A 25,425-nucleotide genomic window follows, 5' to 3' on the forward strand; every position below is an offset into this window, starting at 1 on the left:
ACCTGTGTCAAAAAAAGCTAGGTCTCAATATCGTTTTGAAGAATTAATAGAGGATTTGCTGGTGCTGATGTCTGTTTGGTGAACAAGGAAATGACCGTTTAGAAAGTGGTTCGGGCGATAATACTTTGTATGGTGGTGCAGCTAATGATGTCTATTCTTTCCTAGCTAATACTGCAACTGACTTTGCAGTTGTCACTAACAATCAATTTGTCAATGCTAGTAAGGCACATATTGTCTTTAGCCAAAGTAGTGGCAGCCTATTCTCTAATCGGGATGGCAATCTTCTGGGTACGGGAACAGTATTTGAGTTTGCCCGTTTAGGCAATCCTAATATTACTTTGAATAGTAGCAATTTCAGCCTGATTGCATAGAACATCAATTCAGTAATCTTGGAAGAACCTCTCCCCCAACCCCTCTTTGCTTCGGAAAGGGGCTAGGGAGTTAGGTTTCGCTCATACAAATTTTCCCAGTACCCAGTTCAATCAGCGTTGCTGATTGAAAATATGAATTAGCCTCATGCAAAGGCGCAAAAGTACAAAGAAAAAGAAGCCTATTTATAGTTAATAATTCGTGTGAAAAGTCAGACAGTTGGTTCCTGGTATTTAACTCCTCGTTTTTTGTGACGGTTATCAGCAACGATAGGATAAACAATGCTGCGTAACCGATTGATTGCACCAACAGGACGATGCACTGCTAGACCATTCCCAGGAGAAAAACTGAGATTTTCCCCAAAGTTATTTTCTTTGGGAGAATTAACCTTCTGATGCTTAACTGTCAGGCGACCAACTGTAAAGAAGGGTGATTCCTGTTCATTCCAAACAATGGTGGTATCATCAATAGACATCTCTGGGCTAGTTTGAAATTGGATTTGAAAGTCCCAATGATATTCAGCATCAGGCTTTGCTAAAGCTTGAATGATATCCTCTCGGTAGTAATTGTCCTCTGAACCTGAGGCTTTGGCACGCTGAAGCTCACTTTCTGGTCTGGACTCCAGAGGAAGTTGTTGATGAGGTGGTTGACTGGAAACTGGAGTAAATCCATATTTGATCACGACCGGATATTCCACAGGAACTCGACCTGGTTGTGATGGATCAAAATCAGATTTGAGTCCCAAAGAATACGCTGAAGCACTCCAATAGCGTTCTGTGAGCAAACTTTTGGGAAACCGTTTGAAACTGTTTTTTAGAAGTGAGGATTCGTAGGGATGCAACTTTAGCCATAAAAGCACGAGCAGCTTAAGAACTGGAGACAGCCCAGCTCGATAAACCGTCAAGAAAAAGCTGTGGAAGTCTTTGATGGTTCTAACAAAAAAGAATTCGGTATTGTGGAGAATAATATCTTGGGTTTTTAACTCGTGACTTTGCGGTAGTCGTTCTCCTTCTACCCCTATCACTTTTACGGCCATGGAGCGCGTATCTCCTTCATAATCATTCTTTACTGAAAACGCGCCATTTGCAAATCGTAGCCAAACTGGATATTGTTTCGGTTTTGCAAATAAACCTTGTTTTAGGGAAATGGCTTGAAGTTGAGCTTCAGTTAATGAGGTGCGTTTGCTCAATTCCTGCTTAATTGCTGCTTCATCAAAGTCAAAAATTTCTAGAGTTCCTTGTACAGCAGCGTTGGTTTTAGAGTGGGTATCTCTCTTTGCAGTTTCTTTCTTATCACCTCCGTAAAGATTTTCCATATTCTTTTTGACTAGCTCACTCATGCGATCGCAATATTTTAATTCGTCTTTTTCTGGGTATTCGGTAAATAGCTTCATTTTTTAAAAGGTAGGATTAATTAGAAAATACTTTATATGTCTTTAACAAGTAGGGTGTGTTTTATCATTCGTAACACACCCACATTCATTAGGTAATCAAACTGGCTGCCAATCTTGGCGATAAAAAGAAACTCTATAGTTTTTACCTTGAGGAATATTGCGATGCACCACTTGGGAGAGAGTTTTTGTATTCTGAATCTCCTCCCAACCTACTGGTGAAAATGTTTCTGGATTGAAGATATTTTCCGCTAGTAGAGGATTAGTAAACGCTTGAGAAAAAGCATCAATTCCTATCAGACGTCCGACTAAAGGTGGTAAGGCTGAATTTGAACGCAAATCTTCTGCATAGAGTCCCACGTACAGCTCAATGTTATTTACATGACCGTACAATCGTTGCAGTTCTTTTTGGACTTTTTCATTACTACTAATCTGATCGAAGTCGGTCACGCGGGGATAGCTGCATAAGTCACGGTAGTCGTTATAGCTTCTTAATTTTGCCTCACGACCCATGCGAATACTAGCTATTTCGGTGGGAATTAGAAATTCAGGTGTGTTGAATAAACTCAGTTGCGCTGCGGGTTGGGAACAGCTTTCCTCAAAGATGGCTCCTAATCCCTTGTTGATAATCATGTCGTTGTTCCACATCGAGGCAGGCATGGGAAGCTTTTGCCCGTTATACATTAAAGTATCGGGTAGCATACTATGCCAACGATAAACTAAACTAAATTCCACCGACATCCAATTATGGCGATACCACTTTTCATTAGTGAATGCGGGGGGATCGGTGAAAAATTGAAAGTGATAGGGAGTTATGTGGTTGATGTAATCTTCTAAAACAATCTTGAGAAATTCAGCCATGACAATATTTCTTGCCGTTTGGAAAAGGCGTTCATCGTCCCAAGTTGGATAATTTTTTGTCAAGAGATCGCACACGCGATTATGTTCCCTTAAGGAAAGAACATTTAGCATGACATAGCCGATTTGCACGTTTGCTCGTTCTATTTCCAACCCCATCGCAAACAACTTCTGTTTCTTTTCTGGAGGGAACGTTTCTGCTTTTGGGATAGACTCGTCGGTGTAAAGATGCGGCAACCCTCTAAATTCTTCTTTGGGTTTTCCATCTTCGTCATAATAAAAGGGAGGATATTCTTCCCCATTAATAATTTGGCTTTTTAGCTTACCGCCTTCATACGATCGCAGCAGGTGTGTAATCTTTGGATTTAACCCATAGACATTGCACATATCAATGTGATGGTTAGAACTATTTCTACGTGGTTCATGGCGATCAGTTCTCAGAAAGCTATCTGTAAACCATTGAACAAAATAGGGGAAAATTAGAGAGGATTTAGGGGAGTATTTCGTTTCCCCAGTTTTGCGATACAAAATCTCCAAATCTTTAATCGGCGGCAGGTTTTTTTCAAACTTTTCAGTAGGCGTTAAATTAATGCCGATATAGTTTTCATTGGTCAAGGGTTTCCAATCTAGCGGTGGTAGTTGGAGTCCCGAATATGTTCGATCAATCAACGAATCCCAGGATGTATAGGGAGACATTGTACTAAACGGATATGGACGAGTCGGAATTTTTAATATAGCATTGTTAGTGAGAGTTTTGTTGACTTTTTTGGCAAGACCTGGGTTGCTTTGAATAAACTTCCAAATTGGTTTAAAACCTGTTAAAACAGCCGTTTCAAGTTTGTTTCTAAATCCATCTCTTGATGTATCTCTTTTTGCAGTCATAATTTCTCCTTTAGATCGGTTGTTAACTTAATCGCTTGCTTCTGTTTGAAAAGAACGCTAATTACTGCTGATGGTTTTGGGAAGGCAAAAACATCAGTAGTAGGACTTAGGCAGCAGGCACTCCTTTAAACAAGATTATTAAGAGATTAATTCAGTTGATCAATAATCTTTTGTAGATTCTGGGGTCGATAGTCCTTGCGACTTTTCAAACGATTGATCGTGCTTTCATGAATATCTTCAATGACATCGCCTACCTCACGAAACTTGATTCCTGCCAATTTAAAGAATCCAACATCGTTATTAAAGTCACATTCATAATTGGGGTTAATGCCTGTCGGAATCACACTTGGATCTAAGTCAAGCCCCAATCCCAGGACACCAACCGAATTAATCATCCACTGTAAAGCAGCATCTGATAAGCCGCTGTGTTCTTCCGTTCCACCACCAACGCAACCATGCTCACCAGGAAACCACTTTTGAATCACTCGCTGCTTTTCAGCCTCAGGATGCTTTTTCATGGGAGTTACATCAAAGACTTCACGGATTTCGTCGATCGCAATAGCGTGCAATGCATTCTCAACACATCTATTTAAAGTAGTGTCATGGAATCTGTAGCGTTTATTCAGCTGCTCGTTCAACTTGCTGAATGCGGGCATCCCAGGAATCCCAAGGGCACCAACGGTGTCAAAACAACCGATTAAGGTGATAGGAACTCGCTCTCCGTAGTCTTTACGGTATTCGATTGCTTCCTGATCTCTAGGTTTAATATCTCGGTTACGGTAAAGCTCGTAAGCTTCATGTGCTTTGGTGACATGGGGGCGGTCTAGAAGACCAGAGCAATAGATCATCCCCGCTAGACTTCTAACTGTGTAAGCACCGCGACTGAAGCCGAACAGATAGATTTCGTCACCAGGAACATAATTGAGACTAAGAAATCGGTAACAATCTTCTATATTTTTATCGATTCCTAGTCCGGTAGCTCCCCCTAAAACCTTTTGACTCTCGGTTCCAATGCCCGCGTCATAAAATATGATCTGTGTAATCCCGTCACTGGCGATCGGTTTCACGGATTGCGCTAACTTAACCACATTGCTTGGGTAAGGACTTATTAATTGTTGCCAGGTTCCATCACAGCAAATAACAAGACGTTTCATAGTTCTATTTCAAAGCCTTTAAGTAATTAGAGCAATGATGTTGTTGGTTTGTTAGACCACTTATTAGTAACTAAGTAAAAAAATATTTTATGAGAGCGATCGCAGCGTCAACTGAAGAGAAATGACAGCGATTTATCGAAAATAAATAAACGCGTGATCGCTGTATCATTTTTAAGTAAATGTTCTTACTTAACTACCTTCACCAATAGCAATAAAATTAAAAGCTGATTTTTCTTTCGTCACTGCGATATCTGAAGAGCCTGTACCAGATTGTTGCTTAATTCCTAAATCCCAGATAGCAACTTCCGCCTTGTTTGGAGTTATATCTTTAACAATAATTTGATTATCAGCACCCCAATCTTTCAAAGTAGCTACCACACTGGGAGGTTCAACAAAAGGTTGTAAAAAAGTAATTACATAGGTTCCTGTATCCGGTGATTTAACTTCAAACCCTTGTCCAGTTTGTTTTGTTCCGTCTTCACCAACTGTTCCGTAAATAATTTTTTGTGTCATTTTTTTTCCCTTTAGATGTTTTATGGGAGTAGAGTGCGTTATTGCATTGCTTTAACGCAACCTCTACATCATCGAATTTCAGTCAACTTAGCTTTTAGCGGCTCAAGTCTAGTTATTTGTTTCCTGGTAACTGTTGCGGTTGCACAGGTGACAGTGGTGCAGGATTTCCTGAGATAGGTTTGAACGGCTTGAATGTGTTGATATCTACACAAGCGGTACTATCCAGCTTGGTTCTGAGTTCAGCGCTGAAAGTAACTAGCTGCTCAACAAGAGCCTGGCGATCGGTTAAACAGCCTTTTATTGCCATTAGTTCTCCCAGAGTCCACTCATAGAGATGTCTGTCTGCATTGTTTATGATCACAGTCAGTTCGTTTCTGATTCTCAAAATTTGGTTGAGAAGCTCATCCACCTTGACGTTGATCACATTCGCTACCTGGATGTTGAATGATTCTCTATTGCCTATGATGTTGATCACTTCATCCACATACTGTGTAACCAGAGTTATGAATGTCTGATTCCACTCGTTGCGGACGTTCTCAATCTTGATGTCAATATCTCTATAGACGTTATTAATCTTGTTGTTAATTTCAGTACTGTTGACAACGAAGTTCAGAATCCTATTGTTAATTTCACTACTATTGATCACAACGCTCTCAATCTTCTGCTGAATTTGAGAATTATCGCTCAAGATATTCTGAATCTTTTGGGTTATTTGATCGTTATCAAAGATTTGGTTAATTACGATGTTATTGTTGGTTACATTATGCTCTAAGCGCCGATCAATGTACTGGTTTAATACGTCATTATTATTAATAATGTTCTGAGTAATTAACTTGACGTAATTTTGTAGCTTTTGCTCGTAGGTGTCATCGATTTGCTTGCTGACATACTGATTAATATCAGTATTATTATTGACGATGTTCTGAGTAATTAATCTGACAAATGTTTCTCTGCCACCTATTATATTGATCAGTTCATCGACTTGCTGTGTAACCAAACTGATAAATGTCTCATTCCACTCGTTGCGGACATTCTCAATCTTGCTGTTAATTTCAGTGCTGTTGCTAACAAGGTTCACAATACTGTTGTTAACTTCAGTGTTATTGGTTACGTTTTGCTGTAAGCGTTGGTCAACGTACTGGTTTAATACATCATTATCATTGATAATGTTCTGGGTAATCACTTGCATGTGATTTTGTATCTTTTGCTCAAAGGTGTTGTCGATTTCCCGGCTGACGTAGTTATTCATCTCGGTATTCTCGACGAGATTCTGAGCAATTACGCTGCTATTATTGCGTATTTTTTGTTCAAAGCTTTGGTCAATTTGCTGATCAACATGTTGGTCAATGTACTGGTTGAGTTCCGGCTTATTGACGATGTTGTTGATAATTAATTCAACGTTGTTACGTATCTTTTGCTCGAAGGTTTGGTCGATTTCCTGGTTAAAGTACTGTTTAATTTCAGTATTATCATTGATGATATTCTGAGCAATTACGTTGATGTTATTACGTATCTTTTGCTCAAAGCTTTGGTCGAGTTGCTGATCAACATGCTGGTCAATGTACTGGTTGAGTTCCTGTTTATTGACGATGTTGTTGATAATTAATTCGATGTTGTTACGTATTTTTTGCTCAAAGCCTTGATCTACTTGCTGATTGACATGCCGATCAATGTACTGATTGAGTTCCTGCTTATTGACAATATTGTTGATAATTAATCCGACGTTGTTACGTATCCTTTCCTCAAAAGTCTGGTCAATTTGCCGATCAACATGCCGATCAATGTACTGGTTGAGTTCCTGCTTATTGACAATATTGTTGATAATTAATCCGACGTTGTTACGTATCCTTTGCTCGAAGGTCTGGTCTACGTACTGGTTAATCTGCTGATTAATTCTCTTTGATATCTCAACGTTGATCTTATCTTCTACAAGCTTATCTAAGTAGCCAGACCAACCTTGCAAGTGCTGGTTAAGACTAAACTCCATCTGCTGTATATAGGCATCCATTGAGAATCTGACCTTTGCCACTTCTACAGCCAAATTCTTGAAGTGCTTCTCGTAGTTCTTCAGCAGCCAATTTTCAAGCTGATCCCAATACTTAGCCTCCAGTGTCACATCGGCTTCATCTATCACCTTGATAGATGCATTAATCTGCTGTAACTGCTCCTCCCACTTCTTCTTAAACTCGTCTTCGTTAAAACGGAAGGTAAACTCTACCGAGCTGTTCGCACCTACTGCTTCACGACTTACAGATCCACCTGAGCCTTGAATATTTGTAACTGTCTCGGTCGTACTATTTGTAACAGACCCCGTTCTAACTGTCTCGGTCGTACTATTTGTAACAGACCCTGTTGTAGCAGTCTCAGTTGTACTATTCTTGACAGATCCTGTTGTAACAGTTGCCTGATTATTCTGCTGTTTTTTATAGTTCTCAGTCAGTTCACTTGCACTTACTGGCTCTATTGCCAGAATAATTTGACCTTCGTTATCATCTTTGTAGGTGTCAATAAATAAACCTAATAAGGTAGTTTTTTCTTTTACCTCTAAAATTACTTCCTCTTTCAGACCATTCAATGAAAACCAACTTTCTCCAACTTCGATGCTAGTCAGTTTTGTAATAAATTTTCCACCTTTAACCAAAATTAAAGCCCAAGGTTCTAAATCAAACTTCTTACTATCCGACCAATAGGTGGCATTACCTTCAAGAATTTTTATCTTATAATTTCCAGCTGTTAATTCTACAAAATTGGCACCCGATTGTTTCAAGTTAGACAGATTTTTTTCATCCAACACATAACAATTGCGTTTGCTGTCTACGGTTAAAGTCTGAGGGCTGAAAAATGCTTTATTGCTGGTAATAGAAAGATTAATTGCTCCATTGTTATCAGCATTATTGACATCAAAAAACAAGGCGTTAAGAACTGCTTTCTTTTTTACTTCTAACTTCAGACTATCATTATATCCATTTAAGGTTGTCCAGGTTGCGCCTACTTCAAAACCTGTGCTTTTATTGATAAAGGTACTACCATCAGCCCCATATATCCAGAGTAAAACAAAAGGTTCTCCTTCTGTTTTACTCTGGGCATAGCTGTAGCGACCATCAGTAATTTTGATATCAAAAGTACCTTTCTCGAAAGTAAAGGAAGTTGCAACATTTTGTTGCAGGTTATTCATTTGATCGCGGTCGATAACGTAACAATTGTTTTTGGTATCGATGGTTAAAATACTCATACTTTCTTCCTTGATAACTTTAAGTTGTTGAGATTTTGTCTCTTCCGATTTTTCGTTAGAGGTTACTTCCGGAGCGGTTTCTGTTATTACTGCCGTAGCTGGTTCAGCGGGTTCATAAATAGTGATACCTGCCCAACGACCGATAGGATCGGTTATGGTAACTAAAGTTCCTTGACCAGTGGTAGTATCAATACGGATTAATTGACCGTCTTTACCTAACTTAAAGAAGTTGCCAGTCACGCCATAAAGAATATCACCAACAAACTCCATACTGGCAAGATCAGCAAAGCCAATATCGCCAAGAGTTTTGACTTCACCTGTATCGAGGTTGGAGCTTGCTAATAATTTCTTCTTGTCGTAACCAATTAAGGTAATATAAGTTTTGCCATCAGCATCAAAGGCAACTTCGCCACAGTTATAGTTTTTATCAGCTACCGTTACTACTGGTGTACCTTTTCCTGTTTCCAGATTAATCGCAATCAGTTGTTTAGCAGTTGTGGCGTAGAGGGTATGACGCTGGCGATTATATGCTAAACCAGATGTAGAAAAGCCAATATCACCAATTACAGTAGCATCACCTGAATTGAGGTCAATTTTAACTAGTCTGGTCTTATCGCCATCCCGATCAAGTCCATATAGTTGGGAACCGACAAAAGCAATGTCAGAAACCTCTGTAACTATCTCGCCAATAAAAGTAGCTTTACCTGTGACTAAATCTAGAGTATAAAGTTTGCTTAATTCATTGGAGACACAATCTTGGATATAAACTGCTCCTAGTTTGAGCTTAATTGTTTTAGCTGTACGACTGCCACAGATAACTTTTTCTAAAACTGCACTAAAACCACTGATAGCATCTTTATCTGTAAAAGATTGTCCACCTGTTGAGGCTGCAATTCTGGCGTATTCAGTTTTGATACCTGCTTGATGCTTGCTCTTAGAAGTTCCAAAATAGGTGTGAACGGTAACTCCTGCTGTTTGGGCTTTTTGGATAGCCAAATTAGCAGCTGTAATATCCTTTTGCTCTGTTTTATCTCCACCGCCTTCAAGTGCTTCATCACCGAGATAAAAGATAGCTCGTGCTGCACCTTCGCGCCAATCAAAGTATTCTGAGATATCTTCAATAGCTCGAGCTGCATCTTCTTGCGCTCCTGCGGACTTTAATTCTCCTCTTTTTCTACCCCGGAGTTTTGATTCAGTCACTTTAGACTTCTGAGTCAAATAAGCTCTGATAGTTTGGTCAAAGTTTGTCCCTTTCCAAGTCCCTTCTATACCTAACCAAATTACTTTTAAATCTGATGGACAACTAGATTTAGCTTTAGTGATCGCTTCTTGGGCAGCATCACTCAAACTCTGGGCTTGATCTTTCATCGAAGGACTAGTATCGATGACGATCACTAAATCAACAGCAGGTATAGAACTTGCTTGTTTATTCATATTTGGTTCCTTTTTTTTCTTTTGGAATAAACTAAATAATTTCATACTTGAAGAGGTTAATGATTTTCAATTTTGAAACGTAATGAAAATCCAAGTGTTAGACAGGATCTTATATAGATCAATGAACTTTTGTAAACACTCAGTTTAGCAATTCCTGAAAGTGCCTTCATTATATTCAAAGCTTGGAATACTCACACCCTTGTTCAAATCTGCAACCAGCTTGCTCTATCCGAATGTAACAATCAGTATTATTACTTAATGTATATGTCAATCCTGTAACTTAACTACTTTAGCCTCCTTGCATAGCCCTGTCAATGTGATCACGCTCACCGGACTTTCTAAGGGCAAATCGTTCAAAGATTCTACCCAGCATTCACTTTCTCCTCCGATCCCCCATAGTATCCATCTGCCTGTTTCGATTATCCTTGCGCCCGATCGCACTGCAATAATTATCCGGCTATTTCTTACCTTGACAGGGCTGCCCCCTTGGAAAACACAACTTAATATACTCTTTCTCAGTATCTTTATCCCAGGTTACTGGTATCTTTGTATATCGATAATCAAAGTGTGGGATTGGTAAACTTCAAGAAAGATTTAGTTTTTAAACCAGTTATAAAATGCTTTTATATGAGTACAGTTATGCGATTCTGATTAAGATGTAAACTTTCCTGATTATTTCTAGGACAAAAACTGATTTCGCTTAACTATTAAAGTTTTTATATCACTTATATTAGAATCAATGCAATATTAATTTAACAAAACAATACATTGAAAAAAATTAAGAATTATTTAATATAAATCAACTTAGTTGTTCGTATACAAAATTACAATGGTATGAATAAAAGTATGTATATTACAATTAATAATGTAGTAGAAAAAATTAGGCAATCATAATACTTTTTTATTTGTTGTTATACCAATTCTGTATGAATATGCGTTTAACTAAGTAGGTCGGCGTAAATAATTATTGTTGGGATAAGGCAGGGGGCTTTCTAGCAGGGGGCAGGGGGAGAAAGAGTTTGAGCCTTATTTACTTTTATTCACACAGTTTGGTTTTATTGCACCAACTTACTTATATTAAGACTTAAATTCAAGAAAGAAAAACGGACCGCATTCTTGCAGCGTCTCGTAGAGAAGGCCGCATAATCCTACGGAGAAGCAAGCTACGTGTAGCGTAGAGAAGGACACAAAGAAATAAGAAGTTAAAAAGGTTTGGCGCAGTTTCACAAAGAAATGGTATCAGTTCCTAAAATAGTTGATATGATTGCATTTTTTTATTTTGAATTTAGAATTGTTTATGACACCTTCCACAAACCAGGTTTATCCCGTTATTTGGCACAATGACTCAGTGTCACTAATTGATCAAACGCGCTTACCCAACGAATACATATTTGTGGAAATTCACCGCAGTGAAGATATGGCGCGGGCAATTAAAACCATGATTGTCCGAGGTGCGCCTGCTATTGGTGTGGCTGCGGCATACGGAATGTATCTTGGTGCAAGGGAAATTGAAACAAGCGATCGCCACGAATTTTTGCAACACTTAGATAAAGTAGCCCAGCTGTTGCGTTCTACTCGTCCGACAGCAGTAAACTTATTTTGGGCAATTAGCCGGATGATTAAAGCTGCCTACGAAACGCTGGGAACAGTAGAAGACATTAAGCAAACCCTTTTCCAAACAGCCCAAACAATCAACGCTGAAGATTTGCAAACCTGTCAGGCGATCGGCGACAATGGTTTGGCAGTTTTACCGTCTACCCCGAAAAAACTAACATTGCTTACCCACTGCAACGCTGGGGCGTTAGCTACTGCTGGTTATGGCACAGCCTTGGGTGTTGTGCGTTCTGCTTGGAGGGAAAGACGTTTAGAACGTTTATTTGCCGACGAAACCCGTCCCCGTTTGCAAGGCGCAAAACTCACCACTTGGGAATGTGTGCAAGAAGGTATTCCAGTTACATTAATTACTGATAATATGGCAGCCCATTGCATGAAACAGGGTTTGATTCATGCTGTAGTTGTGGGTGCTGATCGAATTGCTGCTAACGGTGACACCGCTAATAAAATTGGTACGTATAGTTTAGCGATCGCAGCTAAAGCACATAATATACCCTTCTTTGTGGCTGCACCCCTTTCCACCGTTGATTTTGAATTAGCTGATGGCAGCAAAATTCCGATTGAAGAACGCGAACCAACAGAAATCTATCAAGTTGGTGATACTATTCTCACACCTGAAGGTGTAGATTTTTACAACCCAGCTTTTGATGTGACTCCGGCTGAGTTGATTACAGCAATCATTACAGAGAATGGAGCGATCGCACCAGGGGAATTGGTGAAATCACGGCTAAAGCAAGTAGTGTAAATCATTAAGGGACTTGCAAGAAAATAAAATACCGATCAAGCTGGGATAATAGCTTCCGGCGTACTGGATTAACCTAGATAAGTAATGCTGGCATCCTACTGAGAGTTATTCAGGAAATCTCAAAGCATCGGGACTTAGACAAATTGCAGAAATATCTGGAAGTGAGCGATGAGCAGGTATTGGGAGCAGCGGCGGCGTTGTTGATGTTATCACCAGTGGCTAGTAATGGTGTAAATTTTTTAAACGTTCATTTGTTAAACAGCAACTGACAGTATACTCTAAAGTTGATTAAGACATTACAATGCCATAAAAACACTAAGGTTAAAATTTCTAGCCTGCAATGATCTCTTGGTCGTTGTTTTGAACCTCAAAGCGCAATAGTTTTCGTCCCAGGAGTGTTTTGAAGGACTAGTTAATTGCGCGAGTTTACCGCTATCGCATCTCAGCACTATTTGCAGAAAACAGAAATTAATTGGAGGTACGTTTGTGAAATTATCTAAACTGTTTAAAATTCTATGTTTTACAACAGCATTTGCAATTTCATCACCATCTACGTTGCTTATTCAACAAAACAAGGCTCTGGCGGGTGCAGGTACATCTGTCCTTAACACAGGCGAATTCTTATCCCCTGGTCAATACTTGATTTCACCTAATCAGCAATATACAGCCGTACTGCAAAATGATGGAGACTTTGTTCTTTATGATTCATCCAACTCTGTTCTCTGGGAATCAAACACTTTTGACACCGAAGTTAACAACATCGTCATGCAATCCGACTGCAATTTAGTCATTTATGATTCTAATGCAATCCCCACCTGGGCAACTTTTACTACGACTGGCTCTAGTTGTAGTCTCAATGTTCAAAATGATGGTAACTTGGTAATTTATACAGGTGATAATGTTCCTGTATGGGCAAGTGGAACAAGATTGAGAAACTAAAGATAAGCTGCTTTGCTTAATGCTAAATTGGCTTGTTAGTAAACCACAAACTTTTGAAAACCAACTTAAAAACAGGCGTTTCAGCTATCGTGAATCAGGAGTATTCACCATTGATAATAGAGCGTTCTCTTTAAGTAAGCTTTGGGGATCGCCTGAAATCCTAACTAATAGGTTGTTTTTTGGGAAAATGTCGGGAAATCGATGTGATCACGACATTGGAGTGTTTTAACCTAAAGACACAAGGACTTTAGGGATTAAGTGACTCGCTAACGGAAGTGCGATCACTTGCATCTTGTGTTGTTAGGTGTTTTATGACCCTGATGCAAACGATCGCACTAGTACAGCACGGCGTAAATAATTGGACTTTGGACAAAAAAGTCCAATTTATTGGAAGTCACTAAAAATTCCCAACAAGCGTCTTAGAATGAATTCTCTTGCTAGTCTTCTAAAGAAGACTAAGAAAGGGTTTGAGTCCACTTGAATGGACTTTAGCTATAAGAAAGAGAAATTTATTTTTGGGCAGGCTAGGGAGCTAATTGAGAATGCTGCAATATCTCAGGTTAAGAGGCTTGAAGCTAGCGTGCGAATTCTATTCGCTATGACTTAAGTTGACACCAGTGCATTTAACCAAAATGCTGAATAATTGCCTCGGCAAATTCAGAACATTTTAAGGGTTCAACTGGTGGTTCTAACAACCGGGCTAAATCGTAGGTAACTTGACTACTCGCGATCGCATCGCTTAAACCTTTCTTAACTAGGTCTGCGGCTTCTTGCCAACCCATAAATTCCAGCATCATCACACCAGACAAAATCACTGAACCAGGATTAATCCGATCTAAGCCGGCGTGTTTGGGTGCGGTGCCGTGGGTGGCTTCAAATATGGCACTAGCATCACCAATATTTGCCCCAGGCCCCATTCCCAATCCCCCAACAATGGCGGCGGCGGCATCAGACAAGTAATCGCCGTTTAAGTTCATCGTCGCCAAAATCGAATACTCATCCGGTCTGGTTTGGATTTGTTGAAAAATACTGTCAGCAATCCGGTCATTCACCAAAATTTTATCTTTCCATTTGCCCTCGCCGTGGGTTGCCCAAATTGTGTTAAGAACAGTTTCAACTTCCTTGACAACTTGCGCTTTCTTGTCTGGGGTGAGAGCATCAAACCCAGGCTCAATCTGGCGAGCGTTTTCTTCCAAGGAAATATTGGGATTTTTTTCCTTATTACTCAAAATCCAAGATTCCTGTTCTGTGACAGTTTCTTGGCGAAATTCGCTGGTTGCTAGTTCATAACCCCAATCGCGGAAAGCCCCTTCGGTGTACTTCATGATGTTGCCCTTATGCACCAAAGTCACTTGTTGCTTGTGTTTGGGCAATAGCAAGGCGTGTTTGATGGCACGTCTAACTAGGCGCTGGGAACCAGTTTTGCTGATGGGTTTGATGCCAATACCAGAATCAAGAGGAATGCGTTTTTTTCCATGTTCTGGGGTGGCGGGGATCAGTTCTTCGTTGAGAATTTTAATTAAGCGATCGCCGATTTCGCTACCTTGTCGCCACTCAATGCCTAAATAAATATCTTCGGTATTCTCTCGATAAACGATTACATCCAGCTTTTCGGGATTTTTGTGAGGTGAGGGCGTACCTGCATAGTAACGGCAAGGACGCACGCAGGCATACAAGTCAAAAATTTGCCGTAGTGCCACATTTAAAGAACGAATTCCCCCCCCAATGGGAGTAGTCAAAGGCCCTTTAATTGCTACACCATATTCTTCAATTGCCGTGAGAGTGTCCTGAGGTAAATATTGATAAGTTCCGTATAAATCACAGGCTTCGTCCCCAGCGTAAACCTTAAACCAACTAATTTGACGCTGACCCTTGTATGCTTTGGCTACCGCAGCATCTAACACTTTTTGGGTAGCAGGCCAGATGTCTATACCTGTACCATCGCCCCGAATAAAGGGGATAATTGGATTGTCCGGTACGATTGGTTCACCATTTTTGAAGGTGATTTTTGCTCCGGTTACGGGGGGGGTAATCTTGTCGTACATAGTTCACACACTCCTAATCGATACGCTGCTAGTCAAAAAATCCTTATGTGGCAGGCTTGTGTATTTTGCTGTGTCTTTGCTTGGGGATTGGGTATTGGGGATTGGAAACAGACAACGGAGTGACTTTTTGAATAATTCCCCTTTGTCCCTCCAGTCCCAGTCCCCAGTACCTAGTCCCCAGTTCCCTTTGCCAAGCCATAAGGCGCAGATTTTCCCCCTATTCCCCTTGTACATTATTTGGGGATTAAGTGTGGGATTCAGTGAAGCGATCGCAATTTTGTACGATCAAAAATAGTAAACTACTTTTCGCTATCAGTGCTTCGCCTTGGAGAAGCCTAATAGCTTACCACTCTTTCACTGACCGCTAACACGAGAATGGCATGACAGATCCAATGATTTTATCAGGCCCTGCTAATGACATCGACTCCCTGCGACGACCGTTAATTGCTGGGTCTGAAAAAGTCCAACAACAGATAATCCCACAGTTAGCTGAGTTGGGTAATGAGGGATTAGACGTGTTGATGGAATTTTTACTGAAACGACGTGAGAACCCAGCGACTTGGGTTGATGGCAAAGCTTACCAAGTCCTCTATAACTCTAATGCACCTCAAGCTAAAGAATTTCTGCGTTCCTATTTTCCTGAGGGAATTGTACCTCTAAAATCAGAGTGCGGGATTAACTATAATTCTTTGCAACAGCTACTGGCTGTTCAAGACTTCCAAGCAGCCGATCGCGTCACCATAGAGAAAATGTGTGAACTATCAGGGCCAACGGCTGTACAACGAAAATGGTTGTATTTTACTGAGGTAGGAAATTCCCCGGCTATTGACTTGCAAACCATTAACAACCTCTGGTTAGTCCACTCCGAAGGTAAATTTGGCTTTTCAGTGCAGCGAGAAATCTGGTTGAGTTTGGGTAAAAATTGGGAGAATTTCTGGCCGAAAATTGGCTGGAAAGAAGGTAATAACTGGACGCGATACCCTAACGAGTTTACCTGGGATTTGAGTGCGCCTAGAGGTCACTTACCCCTCTCTAATCAACTTCGGGGGGTACGAGTTTTTGCTTCTTTACTCTCTCACCCTGCTTGGACACAGTTATGAGTTAGAAGTTATTAGTTATGAGTTGAAAAGGTTTTTAATTTAAAACTTAAAACTCAAAACTTAAAATTCCTAACTCCTAACTCCTAACTCCTAACTATTAACTTTAATCAGATAATGGCAAACGTTCGTCTAGAAGAAATTAAGCGTAGATTTAATAACGTCACCGCTATCGAGGATATTACCTTTGAAATTCCTGATGGCGAGTTTTGGGTTTTAGTTGGGCCATCGGGTTGTGGGAAGTCTACAATTTTGCGAACGATCGCTGGTTTAGAAACCGCTACATCTGGCAAACTCTTTATTGGCGATCGCTTGGTGAATAATATCCCAGCCAGACAACGGGATGTGGCGATGGTATTCCAAAACTACGCTCTCTATCCTCACATGAGTGTGGCGCAAAACATCGGCTTTGGCTTGCAAATGCGGAAGATTGACCGGAAAATTATTCAAGAACGGGTGGTGAATGTGGCGCGATCGCTTTCTGTGGATCACCTGCTGGATCGTAAACCCAAACAACTTTCTGGGGGACAGCAACAACGGGTAGCCTTAGGGAGAGCGATCGCTCGTGAACCACAAGTGTTTTTACTTGATGAACCTTTATCTAATTTAGATGCCCAATTGCGCGATGAGACAAGGGCAGAATTGAAACAGTTACATCAAAAATTAGGCATTACAACAATCTACGTCACCCACGATCAAGTTGAAGCGATGACTTTGGCTGATAAAATTGTCGTGCTAAATCGAGGGCGGATTCAACAAATCGGCGATCCCCAAACTGTTTATGCAAGTCCTGCTAATCAGATGGTGGCAAGTTTTTTAGGCAGTCCGCCAATGAATATTTTACCTGCAATCTATCAAAATAACGGTTTTGATGTGAGTGGACAGTTATTAACAGTTTCAGCAGTTATAAAAGAAAAATTACAGTCGCGTCAGGGACACAGTTTTGATTTGGGGATTCGTCCAGAGCATATTTTTATTAACGAACCGCCAAGTCACCAACTGGAGACACTACGTGAACGCGTTGACGTTAGCGTTAGCGTCTCTGAAAGAGATGCCTCTCGAAGAGAAGAACGCCAAGAAGGAAATGAGAGTCAGCTGATTGTAGAAGTTAAAATGGTGGAACCTTTGGGCAGGGAAACTTTGATTCGTGCTGCTTTACCTGGTTCGGCGGTGGTGTTGAATATTCAGGTGAGTGGGGATGTGCGTCCGCGTCCAGGCGATCGCCTTTCTCTACAACTGGATTTAAATCAATTGTTTGTGTTTGATCCCAAAACTGGGGACAGAATCTTATAAATAGTTTCTTAAACTGCCAGAAATAATCGCAAATTCCCAATTTTTTGTAGCCAAAATCTAAGAAAATAAAAACGGCAATAGAGACTTAATGGATTCGCTGCAAAAACTTATATGACTATTAATCGACGCCATTTCTTGTTTTTACTCACAGCAGGTGCGGGTGCTTTTGCCTTAGATGCTTGTGCATTGGCGGAGAAATCTTCTGAAGGAAACACTGCAATATCAAAGACAACACCAAATACACCACCAAATACAACACCAAATACAACACTAAATACAACAGGGGCTATCCAAGTACCGCCTTTACCTTACGCCTACGAAGCACTGGAACCACACATTGATGCCAAAACGATGCAATTTCACCATGATAAACACCATGCAACTTATGTAAAAAACCTGAATGCAGCGTTAGCCAAACACCCAGAACTCAAAGGCAAAACTGTTGAAGAACTGTTGCAGAAACTTGACAAGATACCACAAGATATTCGCAAAACAGTACGCAATAATGGCGGTGGTCATGTGAACCACTCAATGTTCTGGAAAATTATGAAGCCGAAAGGTGGGGGGGAACCAACAGGAGGTATAGCCTCCGCTATTAATCAAAATTTTGGCTCTTTTGCAGCTTTCAAAAAACAGTTTAACGAAGCTGGTGCTGGTCGTTTTGGTAGTGGTTGGGTTTGGCTAGTGCGTAACAAAGCTGGTAAGTTGGAAGTGACAACTACAGCTAATCAAGATAGTCCCTTAAGTGAAGGTAAATATCCCATCCTGGGTAATGACGTATGGGAACATGCATATTATCTCAATTACCAAAATCGCCGCGCCGATTATTTAGATGCTTGGTGGAACGTAGTTAATTGGGATGAGATTAACAAGCGGTTTGCAGCAGCAAGTAAATTTGCCTAAAACCAGACAACAATTTAGAGTTATAGGCGCTTACAAACTGGCAACAGAAACAACATTCTGCTGCCATTTTTTTGATGTGATATCAAATGTGCAAAGGATGGATTGTTTCAGGAAAAGCTAGACTATTTCTATTTTTGGCATAGGTATTGTTTAATAATTAGTTTTCTTCAACCCTTGCAGTTAGTTTTTTTATTTTTTGGAAATTTAATCAAGCTTAATTTAATGTTAAAAATATGAATATATATCAATAAATATTGTAATTAAGCTGGTTTTGCAGTGTGGCTGCCGGGTAATGGTACTTGGTATTTAATTAACAGTTCTACAGGTCAAACAGTTACTAGACAATTGGGCGTAAATGGCGATATTCCTGCCCCTGGCATTTATTATTTCTCTATTAAAAGTGACTTCGCAATATGACGACCGAGTAATGCCACTTGGTATATTCTCAAGAATTAGGGCTAATATTTTGTCTGGTTAATTTCCTCGAAACAATAGACCTCTTGCAAAAGTCGCTCAAGCAAATTCGGGTTGGGGGAGATGAAGCTGGTAATTGTAGAGAGCAGCAATAAGATTAAACCTCAAACTAAATCTTTTTCGACGATTTCTATCGGCTCAAACCATCAAAATGCGAATCCTTGGTAAGTAATTGTTGATCTGAAATATGGGGTGCAATTCGTTCTAGAGAAACCCATTTATACAGTTGCAGGAATCGATTAATGAATTATAGCAAGATATTCTAGAAAGCTTACGACAAAACCCTCAGAGTCCTTATCCATCGCTCAACTTGTGTTTACTTTTTGCATAAATCAAAAATAATAACTCCACTCATCAGAATTTCCTCTTAGAAGTGGAGATGTTAAGGACTTTTGCAAGAAGTCTAATATCTTTATCAACCCTGATCTGATAAAGTTTGATTTTTGCTCACCTCCCCCCTTGCGGCAGGGCTGTTTCATTCCATTTCAAACAGAATTTGTCAAGATGGTTTGCGAGAAAAATTGTAAGTGAGGGTGACGAAAAGATGAAATTTTAAGCACTTAAACAACAGTAATATTGTTCATTTTCTCGGCACGTTGGTAACAAAATAATCAATTTTTAATCGCTAGAACACTTGATTTTTAAGGCTCTTTAGGGAATGAAACAGCCCTGCCCCTTGCGGGGAGGAATCATTTTATGTGGCTAATTCATCCTTTCACTCAGCAACGCCCTTTTTCTTGCACTCCCCCCTCAAAGCGGTTTTTGAGAAGGTACACCTACAACACGGGGAAAATTAGCTGGTGTGTTTGCTACTTTACGCACATAAAGGCAATGACGGATGCTATCACTTAGAGGAGTGGTAAATTTTTCAATTAATTCAATCACGCCACCTAGTTGGCTAACAGCATTTTGCAAAACTGTGGTTTCTTCCTGTGTCCAATTACCACGATAAATTATCGCTAAACCACTTTGTTTGAGTAATGGTAAGGCATATTCTGCACAAACAGAAGCTGTCCCAACAGCGCGGATCAAAGCAATATCATAAGCTTGTCGGTGCTGGGGTTGCTGACCGATTTCTTCAGCCCTACTAACGAGAGTTTTGGCATTGGTCAGGGCAATTTCATTTAAGATTTTTTCGATAAAAGTAATTTTTTTTTGGGTTGAATCCATCAGAGTAATTTTGCAATTAGGTGCAGTAATTGTCACTGGAACACCGGGAAAACCCGCACCCGTGCCAATATCAATCACAGATGCACCTTCTTGGAGAGACGGGATAAATTCTCCCTGTGGCGCAATTCCTTTAAGAGAATCCCACAGATGTTTTTCCCAAAACTCTTGAGGATCAGTGATACGAGTTAAATTTAGTTGGCGGTTACCTTCTAGGATTAACTGATAAAGCCTTTGGAATTGCGCTTGCTGTCGGACAGTTGGTTGCCAATTAAGAGTTTGCTGCCAGATTTCTGCCATCTCAGGCAATAAGTTTGTCATTAGTCATTTGTCATTAGTCATTAGTCATTAGTCATTAGTCATTAGTCATTAGTCACTTGTACTGAGCGTTCGCGTAGCGTCTCGTAGAGAAGCCGAAGTATTAGTCATTGGGCATTGGGCAAAAGAGTTCTGAGTTCCGAGTTAAGAGTCTTCAGTAAAGAAGTGAGATTCCCCACTTCTTTACTCAGCACTCAGCACTCAGTACTACTACTCCCCCTTTTATACTGCTGGTAGAGGTTCTTTAACTTTGGCTTCTAGTGTCCTTGGGTCTACTGATTGTAGTTCACCGTGGTTGAGTGTCCAGCAACGGTCTGCGATCGCTAACAGATCCCCAGCATCGTGTGTCACTACTAACAGTGTCCAATCTTGTTTCAGTTTCGCCAATAAACTTACTAGTTGCCGACGCATTGACCAATCTAACCCAGCTGTGGGTTCATCCAATAACAGTAAATTTGGCTGGCGAATCAATTGGACTGCCAAAGCTAAACGCCTTTGCTGACCACCACTCAAAGCATGGGGGGCAGCGTTAAGCGATAAATGCTCTAATCCCACCTCACTCAGCGCCTGTCTAACTCGTTCTGACCCTAACTCAGGATGTCCTAAACGCAATTCTTCTAAAATTGAACCACCGCAAAAGTGCCGCTCTGGAAACTGAAATACCAACCCAGCTAATTGTTGTAGTTGTTCAGCTATGAGTTCTTGTTCACGCCAGAAGAGTGCGCCGGTAGTGGGTTCGGCTAGTCCCGACAAAATTTCTAGTAAGGTACTTTTTCCCGAACCACTCGGGCCAATAATCAGACCTAGCTGCTGGGGTGCTAATTCCAAGTTGATCGATTTGAGAATCGCTGTTGGGCACGCTGTGGGGTGATAAATTATATTTCGGAGATAGAGCATTTGTTAAAATTACCAAAAAGTCAGCAAGTTACTGATTAGCTACACTGAGAGCATCTGGAAAATTCTGGAAAAATTTCTAGCGCATTACCCGGATTAACACCTTAATTTAACAGCAACAATCATCCACTTTTTCTCCATTGTGGCAGACTCACCCTTAAACAATGGCTATAACAAGCCTGGAAACATGAAAAAACTACCAAAGTCAACCTTTATATAAGAAAATTTTGGTTGAAGCAGAGGCAAGTTAAAATTAACCATTTTTTGCATTCTAAGTAACGCATACAACTATTTCAACCGCAATTATTCTGAGGGTTAAAATGACTAAAAGGTTTTCTTCGCCTCGATTAGTAGTGTCTGCTAGACTAACTACCTTTGCTCAGACTGCTTTTGCCACTGCGATCGCCTTTGGCGTTGCCCCTTGGGCAATCGCACTTAATCTATGGGTAAATCCCTCCCTGGCTGGCGATCCGTTTCGCAATAGTGAACCTCATCAAATTGGCGATCAAACAGAAGCAGCTTTTAAAGCGATTTTCCAACAGGGTAACTATCCAGCCGCCGATCGTTATCTGCAACAAGCACTATCCAAAGAGCCAAATGAACCTCTAGCCTATGCCATGAAGGCATCTTTAGCATACGGAAATAAGGATTGGGCTAAACTAGACACCTACAGTCAGAAAACTCTAGAAACCGGACAAAAACTGATTCCTAGCGATCCATTGCGTGGTAATTTATACACTGCTGTTGGTCATTTTTTAGAGGGTGCAGTAGTTCTCACCCGTAAGGGTACAGTCAACGGTGTGCCGCAAGCCTTTAGTCGGTTGCGGCAAGTTTATGAATATTTAGACAAAGCCGAAGCAGTTTCTGCCAACGATCCAGAACTGAGTTTAATCAAGGGTTATATGGATTTACTGTTGGCGGTTTATTTGCCTTTTGCTAGCCCAGATCAGGCAATTGGACGTTTAGAACAAAATGCTGCTCCTGGGTATCTAGTAGATCGGGGTATTGCTCTTGCTTACCGGGATTTAAAACGGTATCCACAGGCACTAGAGTATGTCAATCGGGCGCTCAAAACCACATCCGATAATCCAGAAATTTATTATCTCAAAGCCCAAATCCTGAAACAACTGGGGCAAAAAGAAAACAGCCAGCAGATGATCCAGGAAGCGATCGCTAATTTTGACAAAGCATTGACTAAAAAATCCCAACTCCCAGGCGATTTAGTCAAACAAATTGAGCGGGAACGTAAAAATGCTGTTAGCCTGAATAATCCTGGGTAATTGGGCATTAGTCCCTATTCTCTAATCCCCACTTTGATATGCTTATTTGCAGAAGAGTAATTGAGATATTAGACCAAAATGGAGATTCAGTTCCGCGAAATTAATCCTTTTGATGTGTGGATTTGGCTAAAATTCAGCACAAATCCATCTGGGCGTGAAAAGCAGTTTGTAGAAGAAGTTTTCAATTCCTGGTTTTATCTGGGTAAATTGGGTGCATTTAATGCAGAGAATCTTCAGGTGCAGGACACTGGACTCGATATTAGCTACATGAATTATGATGCACAAGGGTATGACAAAAGCCTGCTAGCACTGATGCACAACATCGGTGAGTTTGAATATGAGGGTCAATGGGGGCGTTGTTGGTTTGACTTAGGAACCAGTGATGCGATCGCTCTGGATATTTTAATCAACGCCCTCACACAGCTAAGTGACGAATATGTCACCATTGAACAATTGTACATCGGTGGCGAAAATCCAGATTGGCCTATTGAGGATAGCGAAAGTCGTCCTCAGTCTATTTACGATAATTAGTTATAAAAATGAATAAAGCAGGCGAAATTCGGGTAATAGCTTTGGGGTTAATTCGGGATGGCGATGGCAAAGCCAACGCCAAGGGCGAACGCATATTTGTTTCTCAAGGCTATGATCCCGTAAAGCAAGAAAGATTTTATCGGGCTTTGGGCGGTGGTGTTGAATTTGGCGAAACCAGCCGCGTCGCCTTGGAACGGGAGTTTCAAGAGGAAATTCAGGCAGAATTAACGAATATTAAATATCTAGGTTGTATAGAGAACCTATTTACATTTAATGGTAGGCAAGGTCATGAAATTATTCAGCTTTATCAATGTGACTTTGCTGATTCAAAATTTTATCAGTTGGAAAGTTTAGTTTTTTCAGAATCACCAAATCATAAACATAGAGCGTTATGGATAGATATCTCTCGCTTTAAATCTGGAGAATTCAGATTAGTACCTGAAATATTTTTTGAATATTTATAAATTATCTGAAAATTTATTAAGATTGCTTTGCCGTTAATGATGCCACCGCACTCAGCAAAGACACACATCCCAAGAGCATTCATCTTCTAGTTCTTCCAAAATCATTGCCGCGAGCGCATCTTGTTCATTGGCAGGCAAGTTTTTTAGTTTGGCGATCACTTGTTCAAGTAGCTCAGTCATAGCTGTTATACGAAAGTCATACTATAAATTATCTCTGCTTACACTTTGTTGGGGTTGTTAGGGTGCGATCGCCACTTACAGTCAACGTTTATGCCTGGACTTAACCTAAGATAATACCGGACTATTAACACTAAGCCAATGTGGAATCACTCTGTCTCTAATACGAGCGCTCACTTGACAATTAGAGCAAGATTATAGTAACAATAATGGCTAGCACTGAACAAAATCTGGAGTCTTAACCAAGCTTCTGATTCAGCGCTCTAGTTAATTACAGCGGGTATAGCCCACTGTATTTTTGAGGAAAAATTAATGATGATAAAACCAATTGAATTCCGCATTCCAGCGGATGAATATCGTACTATGCCAGTTCCTTCTAACGGAGCTATAAGTAAAGCAAAACTAGCAACTTGCTTTGTACGTGTAGAAGATGTTCCTCAAGAGCTGGAATATTGGATGTCCATTAACCCGCGTACCCCCCGCCGCAACACCAAAGGTACGCTAGCAGGAGTTGTCGCTCATCAAATCGTTGAAACCTTAAGGGAGCATCCTGAAAAATTTGCTTTCAAAAATCAAGGTATTTATCTGATTGTAAAGGACACAGAGTTTGTAAAAGAGAAAGGTGGGCAAGGTATAGTAACCTTGCAACTTACAGACCCCTCTCAGCACGGCTTGATCAATGGGGGTCACACTTTCTTTGCGATTCGTGAAGTAACTGAAGACGGCGAATATCCCAGTCCTTGGGATGCGTATGTTCGCCTTCACATTCTAGCAATGGAGGATGTTGACTCATACCTGATTGCTGATATTGCTGAAGGATTGAACCGCTCATTGCAGGTAAACAATACCTCTATCGAGAATCTGCAAGGCTCTTTTGATGAAATTAAGCGTTCTCTAGAAGGAAAACAAGGATCTGAGCAAATAGCCTACAAGATGGGCGATTCTGGAGAGTTTGATGTTGAGCAAGTCCTCACTTATATGAATCTCCTTAATTTAGAGCTGTTTCCTGACAGAAAGAACCATCCTCATACAATTTTCGGCAAGCCCAAAGCTGTTCTTGACACCTTTATCAAAGATGTCAAGGAAAAGGATAGTCGTGTGTTTAAGCGACTTGTTCCTCATCTACATGATATCCTGATTCTAATTGATCGGATACAGCAATTAGCAGCTCCAAAGTTTCCTGGCAAGCTCAAAGTCAGTAACACAAAGAAAAATAATCGCGTTCGTTCGCCCAAAAATAAAGAGCGAAAAGCTCACTTTGCTGGTGGGATAATTAATGGGCATTTGCACCTTGGGTGGCTCTACCCAATGGTAGCAGCGTTCAGAGCCAATATTTCTCGTACGGCTTGGGAACAAGGGGAGCTAGAGTGGCTAGTCAACCCTGAAAAATTATTAAAAGCTACGATCGACGAGATGGCTGGAATAGTGCTTAAGGAAAATGAAGACAATAAGGGTAAACCTGCTGAAGTGGGTCGTAAAGAAGCAGCCTATCGTGGTTGCTATAGCGTCATAGTTATGGAGTTGGCTCAACGGGGTATCCTGACCTCATAAGTTTATGGGCTAGATTGATAGATTGGTCTTAAACTTTAATCTGTCTGACCCTCTAAGGTGTTCGGACTTTTTTTCTGAGATAACTGGCAAACCAAGTTATT

Annotated in this window: 20 protein-coding genes; 11 read left to right on the forward strand and 9 right to left on the reverse strand. The window is 40.6% G+C overall.

Annotated features, from left to right (window positions below; all coding sequences use genetic code 11):
- Positions 1 to 71: 71 nt before the first annotated feature.
- The gene (locus V7K85_RS31985) at positions 72 to 371 is read left to right on the forward strand and encodes a hypothetical protein (RefSeq protein ID WP_334820234.1); all 300 of its coding nucleotides are present in this window, start codon (positions 72 to 74) and stop codon (positions 369 to 371) included.
- Between the two features lie 209 nt (positions 372 to 580).
- On the opposite strand, the gene V7K85_RS31990 is transcribed toward V7K85_RS31985, so the two are convergent.
- The 5 genes from V7K85_RS31990 to V7K85_RS32010 form a co-directional block, all read right to left on the reverse strand.
- A complete protein-coding gene (locus tag V7K85_RS31990) occupies positions 581 to 1,762 on the reverse strand; it encodes a catalase (RefSeq protein ID WP_334820058.1) in 1,182 nt (393 codons plus the stop codon).
- Between the two features lie 96 nt (positions 1,763 to 1,858).
- The gene (locus V7K85_RS31995) at positions 1,859 to 3,499 is read right to left on the reverse strand and encodes a peroxidase family protein (protein ID WP_334820060.1); all 1,641 of its coding nucleotides are present in this window, start codon (positions 3,497 to 3,499) and stop codon (positions 1,859 to 1,861) included.
- A gap of 146 nt (positions 3,500 to 3,645) precedes the next feature.
- Positions 3,646 to 4,653 carry a DUF2235 domain-containing protein gene (locus V7K85_RS32000; RefSeq protein ID WP_334820062.1) on the reverse strand — a complete coding sequence of 336 codons (1,008 nt, stop codon included), beginning with the start codon at positions 4,651 to 4,653 and terminating at the stop codon, positions 3,646 to 3,648.
- Between the two features lie 189 nt (positions 4,654 to 4,842).
- Positions 4,843 to 5,166 carry a hypothetical protein gene (locus V7K85_RS32005; protein WP_334820064.1) on the reverse strand — a complete coding sequence of 108 codons (324 nt, stop codon included), beginning with the start codon at positions 5,164 to 5,166 and terminating at the stop codon, positions 4,843 to 4,845.
- Positions 5,167 to 5,278: 112 nt separating this feature from the next.
- Positions 5,279 to 9,832 carry a hypothetical protein gene (locus V7K85_RS32010; protein ID WP_334820066.1) on the reverse strand — a complete coding sequence of 1,518 codons (4,554 nt, stop codon included), beginning with the start codon at positions 9,830 to 9,832 and terminating at the stop codon, positions 5,279 to 5,281.
- Positions 9,833 to 11,129: 1,297 nt separating this feature from the next.
- On the opposite strand from V7K85_RS32010, the gene mtnA reads away from it, so the two are divergent.
- The 3 genes from mtnA to V7K85_RS32025 all read left to right on the forward strand — a co-directional run bounded on the left by mtnA (position 11,130) and on the right by V7K85_RS32025 (position 13,130).
- Positions 11,130 to 12,191 (forward strand): S-methyl-5-thioribose-1-phosphate isomerase, encoded by a 1,062-nt coding sequence (mtnA, locus tag V7K85_RS32015; protein ID WP_334820068.1) that lies wholly within the window; start codon positions 11,130 to 11,132, stop codon positions 12,189 to 12,191.
- A gap of 143 nt (positions 12,192 to 12,334) precedes the next feature.
- Complete coding sequence (locus V7K85_RS32020) at positions 12,335 to 12,460, forward strand: hypothetical protein (protein WP_334820069.1); 126 nt, start codon at positions 12,335 to 12,337, stop codon at positions 12,458 to 12,460.
- Positions 12,461 to 12,677: 217 nt separating this feature from the next.
- The gene (locus V7K85_RS32025; RefSeq protein WP_334820071.1) at positions 12,678 to 13,130 is read left to right on the forward strand and encodes a hypothetical protein; all 453 of its coding nucleotides are present in this window, start codon (positions 12,678 to 12,680) and stop codon (positions 13,128 to 13,130) included.
- Positions 13,131 to 13,753: 623 nt separating this feature from the next.
- Here the strand turns inward: V7K85_RS32025 and V7K85_RS32030 are convergent.
- Positions 13,754 to 15,175 (reverse strand): NADP-dependent isocitrate dehydrogenase, encoded by a 1,422-nt coding sequence (locus tag V7K85_RS32030; RefSeq protein WP_334820073.1) that lies wholly within the window; start codon positions 15,173 to 15,175, stop codon positions 13,754 to 13,756.
- A gap of 380 nt (positions 15,176 to 15,555) precedes the next feature.
- Here V7K85_RS32030 and V7K85_RS32035 point away from each other — a divergent pair, with 380 nt between their 5' ends.
- The 3 genes from V7K85_RS32035 to V7K85_RS32045 all read left to right on the forward strand — a co-directional run bounded on the left by V7K85_RS32035 (position 15,556) and on the right by V7K85_RS32045 (position 18,468).
- Positions 15,556 to 16,275: a GUN4 domain-containing protein gene (locus tag V7K85_RS32035; RefSeq protein WP_334820075.1), complete on the forward strand. Its 720-nt coding sequence runs from the start codon at positions 15,556 to 15,558 to the stop codon at positions 16,273 to 16,275.
- Between the two features lie 114 nt (positions 16,276 to 16,389).
- Positions 16,390 to 17,565, forward strand: coding sequence for an ABC transporter ATP-binding protein (locus V7K85_RS32040; protein ID WP_334820077.1), 1,176 nt, complete (start codon positions 16,390 to 16,392; stop codon positions 17,563 to 17,565).
- 111 nt (positions 17,566 to 17,676) lie between these two features.
- Positions 17,677 to 18,468, forward strand: a complete 792-nt coding sequence (locus V7K85_RS32045) for a superoxide dismutase (protein WP_334820079.1) — start codon at positions 17,677 to 17,679, stop codon at positions 18,466 to 18,468.
- Between the two features lie 1,224 nt (positions 18,469 to 19,692).
- On the opposite strand, the gene rsmG is transcribed toward V7K85_RS32045, so the two are convergent.
- Both rsmG and V7K85_RS32060 read right to left on the reverse strand, forming a co-directional pair.
- Positions 19,693 to 20,430 carry a 16S rRNA (guanine(527)-N(7))-methyltransferase RsmG gene (gene rsmG / locus V7K85_RS32055; RefSeq protein WP_334820081.1) on the reverse strand — a complete coding sequence of 246 codons (738 nt, stop codon included), beginning with the start codon at positions 20,428 to 20,430 and terminating at the stop codon, positions 19,693 to 19,695.
- Between the two features lie 219 nt (positions 20,431 to 20,649).
- The gene (locus tag V7K85_RS32060) at positions 20,650 to 21,324 is read right to left on the reverse strand and encodes an ABC transporter ATP-binding protein (RefSeq protein WP_334820083.1); all 675 of its coding nucleotides are present in this window, start codon (positions 21,322 to 21,324) and stop codon (positions 20,650 to 20,652) included.
- A gap of 317 nt (positions 21,325 to 21,641) precedes the next feature.
- On the opposite strand from V7K85_RS32060, the gene V7K85_RS32065 reads away from it, so the two are divergent.
- The 3 genes from V7K85_RS32065 (at position 21,642) to V7K85_RS32075 (ending at position 23,596) form a co-directional block, all read left to right on the forward strand.
- Positions 21,642 to 22,601 (forward strand): Sll0314/Alr1548 family TPR repeat-containing protein, encoded by a 960-nt coding sequence (locus V7K85_RS32065; RefSeq protein WP_334820085.1) that lies wholly within the window; start codon positions 21,642 to 21,644, stop codon positions 22,599 to 22,601.
- 78 nt (positions 22,602 to 22,679) lie between these two features.
- Positions 22,680 to 23,132 (forward strand): DUF3531 family protein, encoded by a 453-nt coding sequence (locus V7K85_RS32070; protein WP_334820087.1) that lies wholly within the window; start codon positions 22,680 to 22,682, stop codon positions 23,130 to 23,132.
- Between the two features lie 8 nt (positions 23,133 to 23,140).
- Positions 23,141 to 23,596, forward strand: a complete 456-nt coding sequence (locus V7K85_RS32075) for an NUDIX hydrolase (RefSeq protein WP_334820088.1) — start codon at positions 23,141 to 23,143, stop codon at positions 23,594 to 23,596.
- 51 nt (positions 23,597 to 23,647) lie between these two features.
- On the opposite strand, the gene V7K85_RS32080 is transcribed toward V7K85_RS32075, so the two are convergent.
- A complete protein-coding gene (locus V7K85_RS32080) occupies positions 23,648 to 23,776 on the reverse strand; it encodes a hypothetical protein (RefSeq protein WP_334820241.1) in 129 nt (42 codons plus the stop codon).
- Between the two features lie 309 nt (positions 23,777 to 24,085).
- Between V7K85_RS32080 and V7K85_RS32085 the strand changes: the two genes are divergently transcribed.
- The gene (locus tag V7K85_RS32085; RefSeq protein ID WP_334820090.1) at positions 24,086 to 25,324 is read left to right on the forward strand and encodes an AIPR family protein; all 1,239 of its coding nucleotides are present in this window, start codon (positions 24,086 to 24,088) and stop codon (positions 25,322 to 25,324) included.
- Positions 25,325 to 25,425: the final 101 nt, after the last annotated feature.

The sequence above is a fragment of the Nostoc sp. genome (assembly GCF_036917615.1).
GTDB lineage: Bacteria > Cyanobacteriota > Cyanobacteriia > Cyanobacteriales > Nostocaceae > Nostoc.

Coding starts and splice junctions, on each gene's coding strand:
- V7K85_RS32030 (WP_334820073.1), bottom strand. CDS start 15,175: ATGTACGACAAGATTACCCCCCCCGTAACCGGAGCAAAAATCACCTTC.
- V7K85_RS32065 (WP_334820085.1), top strand. CDS start 21,642: ATGACTAAAAGGTTTTCTTCGCCTCGATTAGTAGTGTCTGCTAGACTA.
- V7K85_RS32075 (WP_334820088.1), top strand. CDS start 23,141: ATGAATAAAGCAGGCGAAATTCGGGTAATAGCTTTGGGGTTAATTCGG.
- V7K85_RS32070 (WP_334820087.1), top strand. CDS start 22,680: ATGGAGATTCAGTTCCGCGAAATTAATCCTTTTGATGTGTGGATTTGG.
- V7K85_RS32000 (WP_334820062.1), bottom strand. CDS start 4,653: ATGAAACGTCTTGTTATTTGCTGTGATGGAACCTGGCAACAATTAATA.
- V7K85_RS32080 (WP_334820241.1), bottom strand. CDS start 23,776: ATGACTGAGCTACTTGAACAAGTGATCGCCAAACTAAAAAACTTGCCT.
- V7K85_RS31990 (WP_334820058.1), bottom strand. CDS start 1,762: ATGAAGCTATTTACCGAATACCCAGAAAAAGACGAATTAAAATATTGC.
- V7K85_RS32010 (WP_334820066.1), bottom strand. CDS start 9,832: ATGAATAAACAAGCAAGTTCTATACCTGCTGTTGATTTAGTGATCGTC.
- V7K85_RS32060 (WP_334820083.1), bottom strand. CDS start 21,324: ATGCTCTATCTCCGAAATATAATTTATCACCCCACAGCGTGCCCAACA.
- rsmG (WP_334820081.1), bottom strand. CDS start 20,430: ATGACAAACTTATTGCCTGAGATGGCAGAAATCTGGCAGCAAACTCTT.
- mtnA (WP_334820068.1), top strand. CDS start 11,130: ATGACACCTTCCACAAACCAGGTTTATCCCGTTATTTGGCACAATGAC.
- V7K85_RS32045 (WP_334820079.1), top strand. CDS start 17,677: ATGACTATTAATCGACGCCATTTCTTGTTTTTACTCACAGCAGGTGCG.
- V7K85_RS32040 (WP_334820077.1), top strand. CDS start 16,390: ATGGCAAACGTTCGTCTAGAAGAAATTAAGCGTAGATTTAATAACGTC.
- V7K85_RS31995 (WP_334820060.1), bottom strand. CDS start 3,499: ATGACTGCAAAAAGAGATACATCAAGAGATGGATTTAGAAACAAACTT.
- V7K85_RS32035 (WP_334820075.1), top strand. CDS start 15,556: ATGACAGATCCAATGATTTTATCAGGCCCTGCTAATGACATCGACTCC.
- V7K85_RS32005 (WP_334820064.1), bottom strand. CDS start 5,166: ATGACACAAAAAATTATTTACGGAACAGTTGGTGAAGACGGAACAAAA.
- V7K85_RS32085 (WP_334820090.1), top strand. CDS start 24,086: ATGATGATAAAACCAATTGAATTCCGCATTCCAGCGGATGAATATCGT.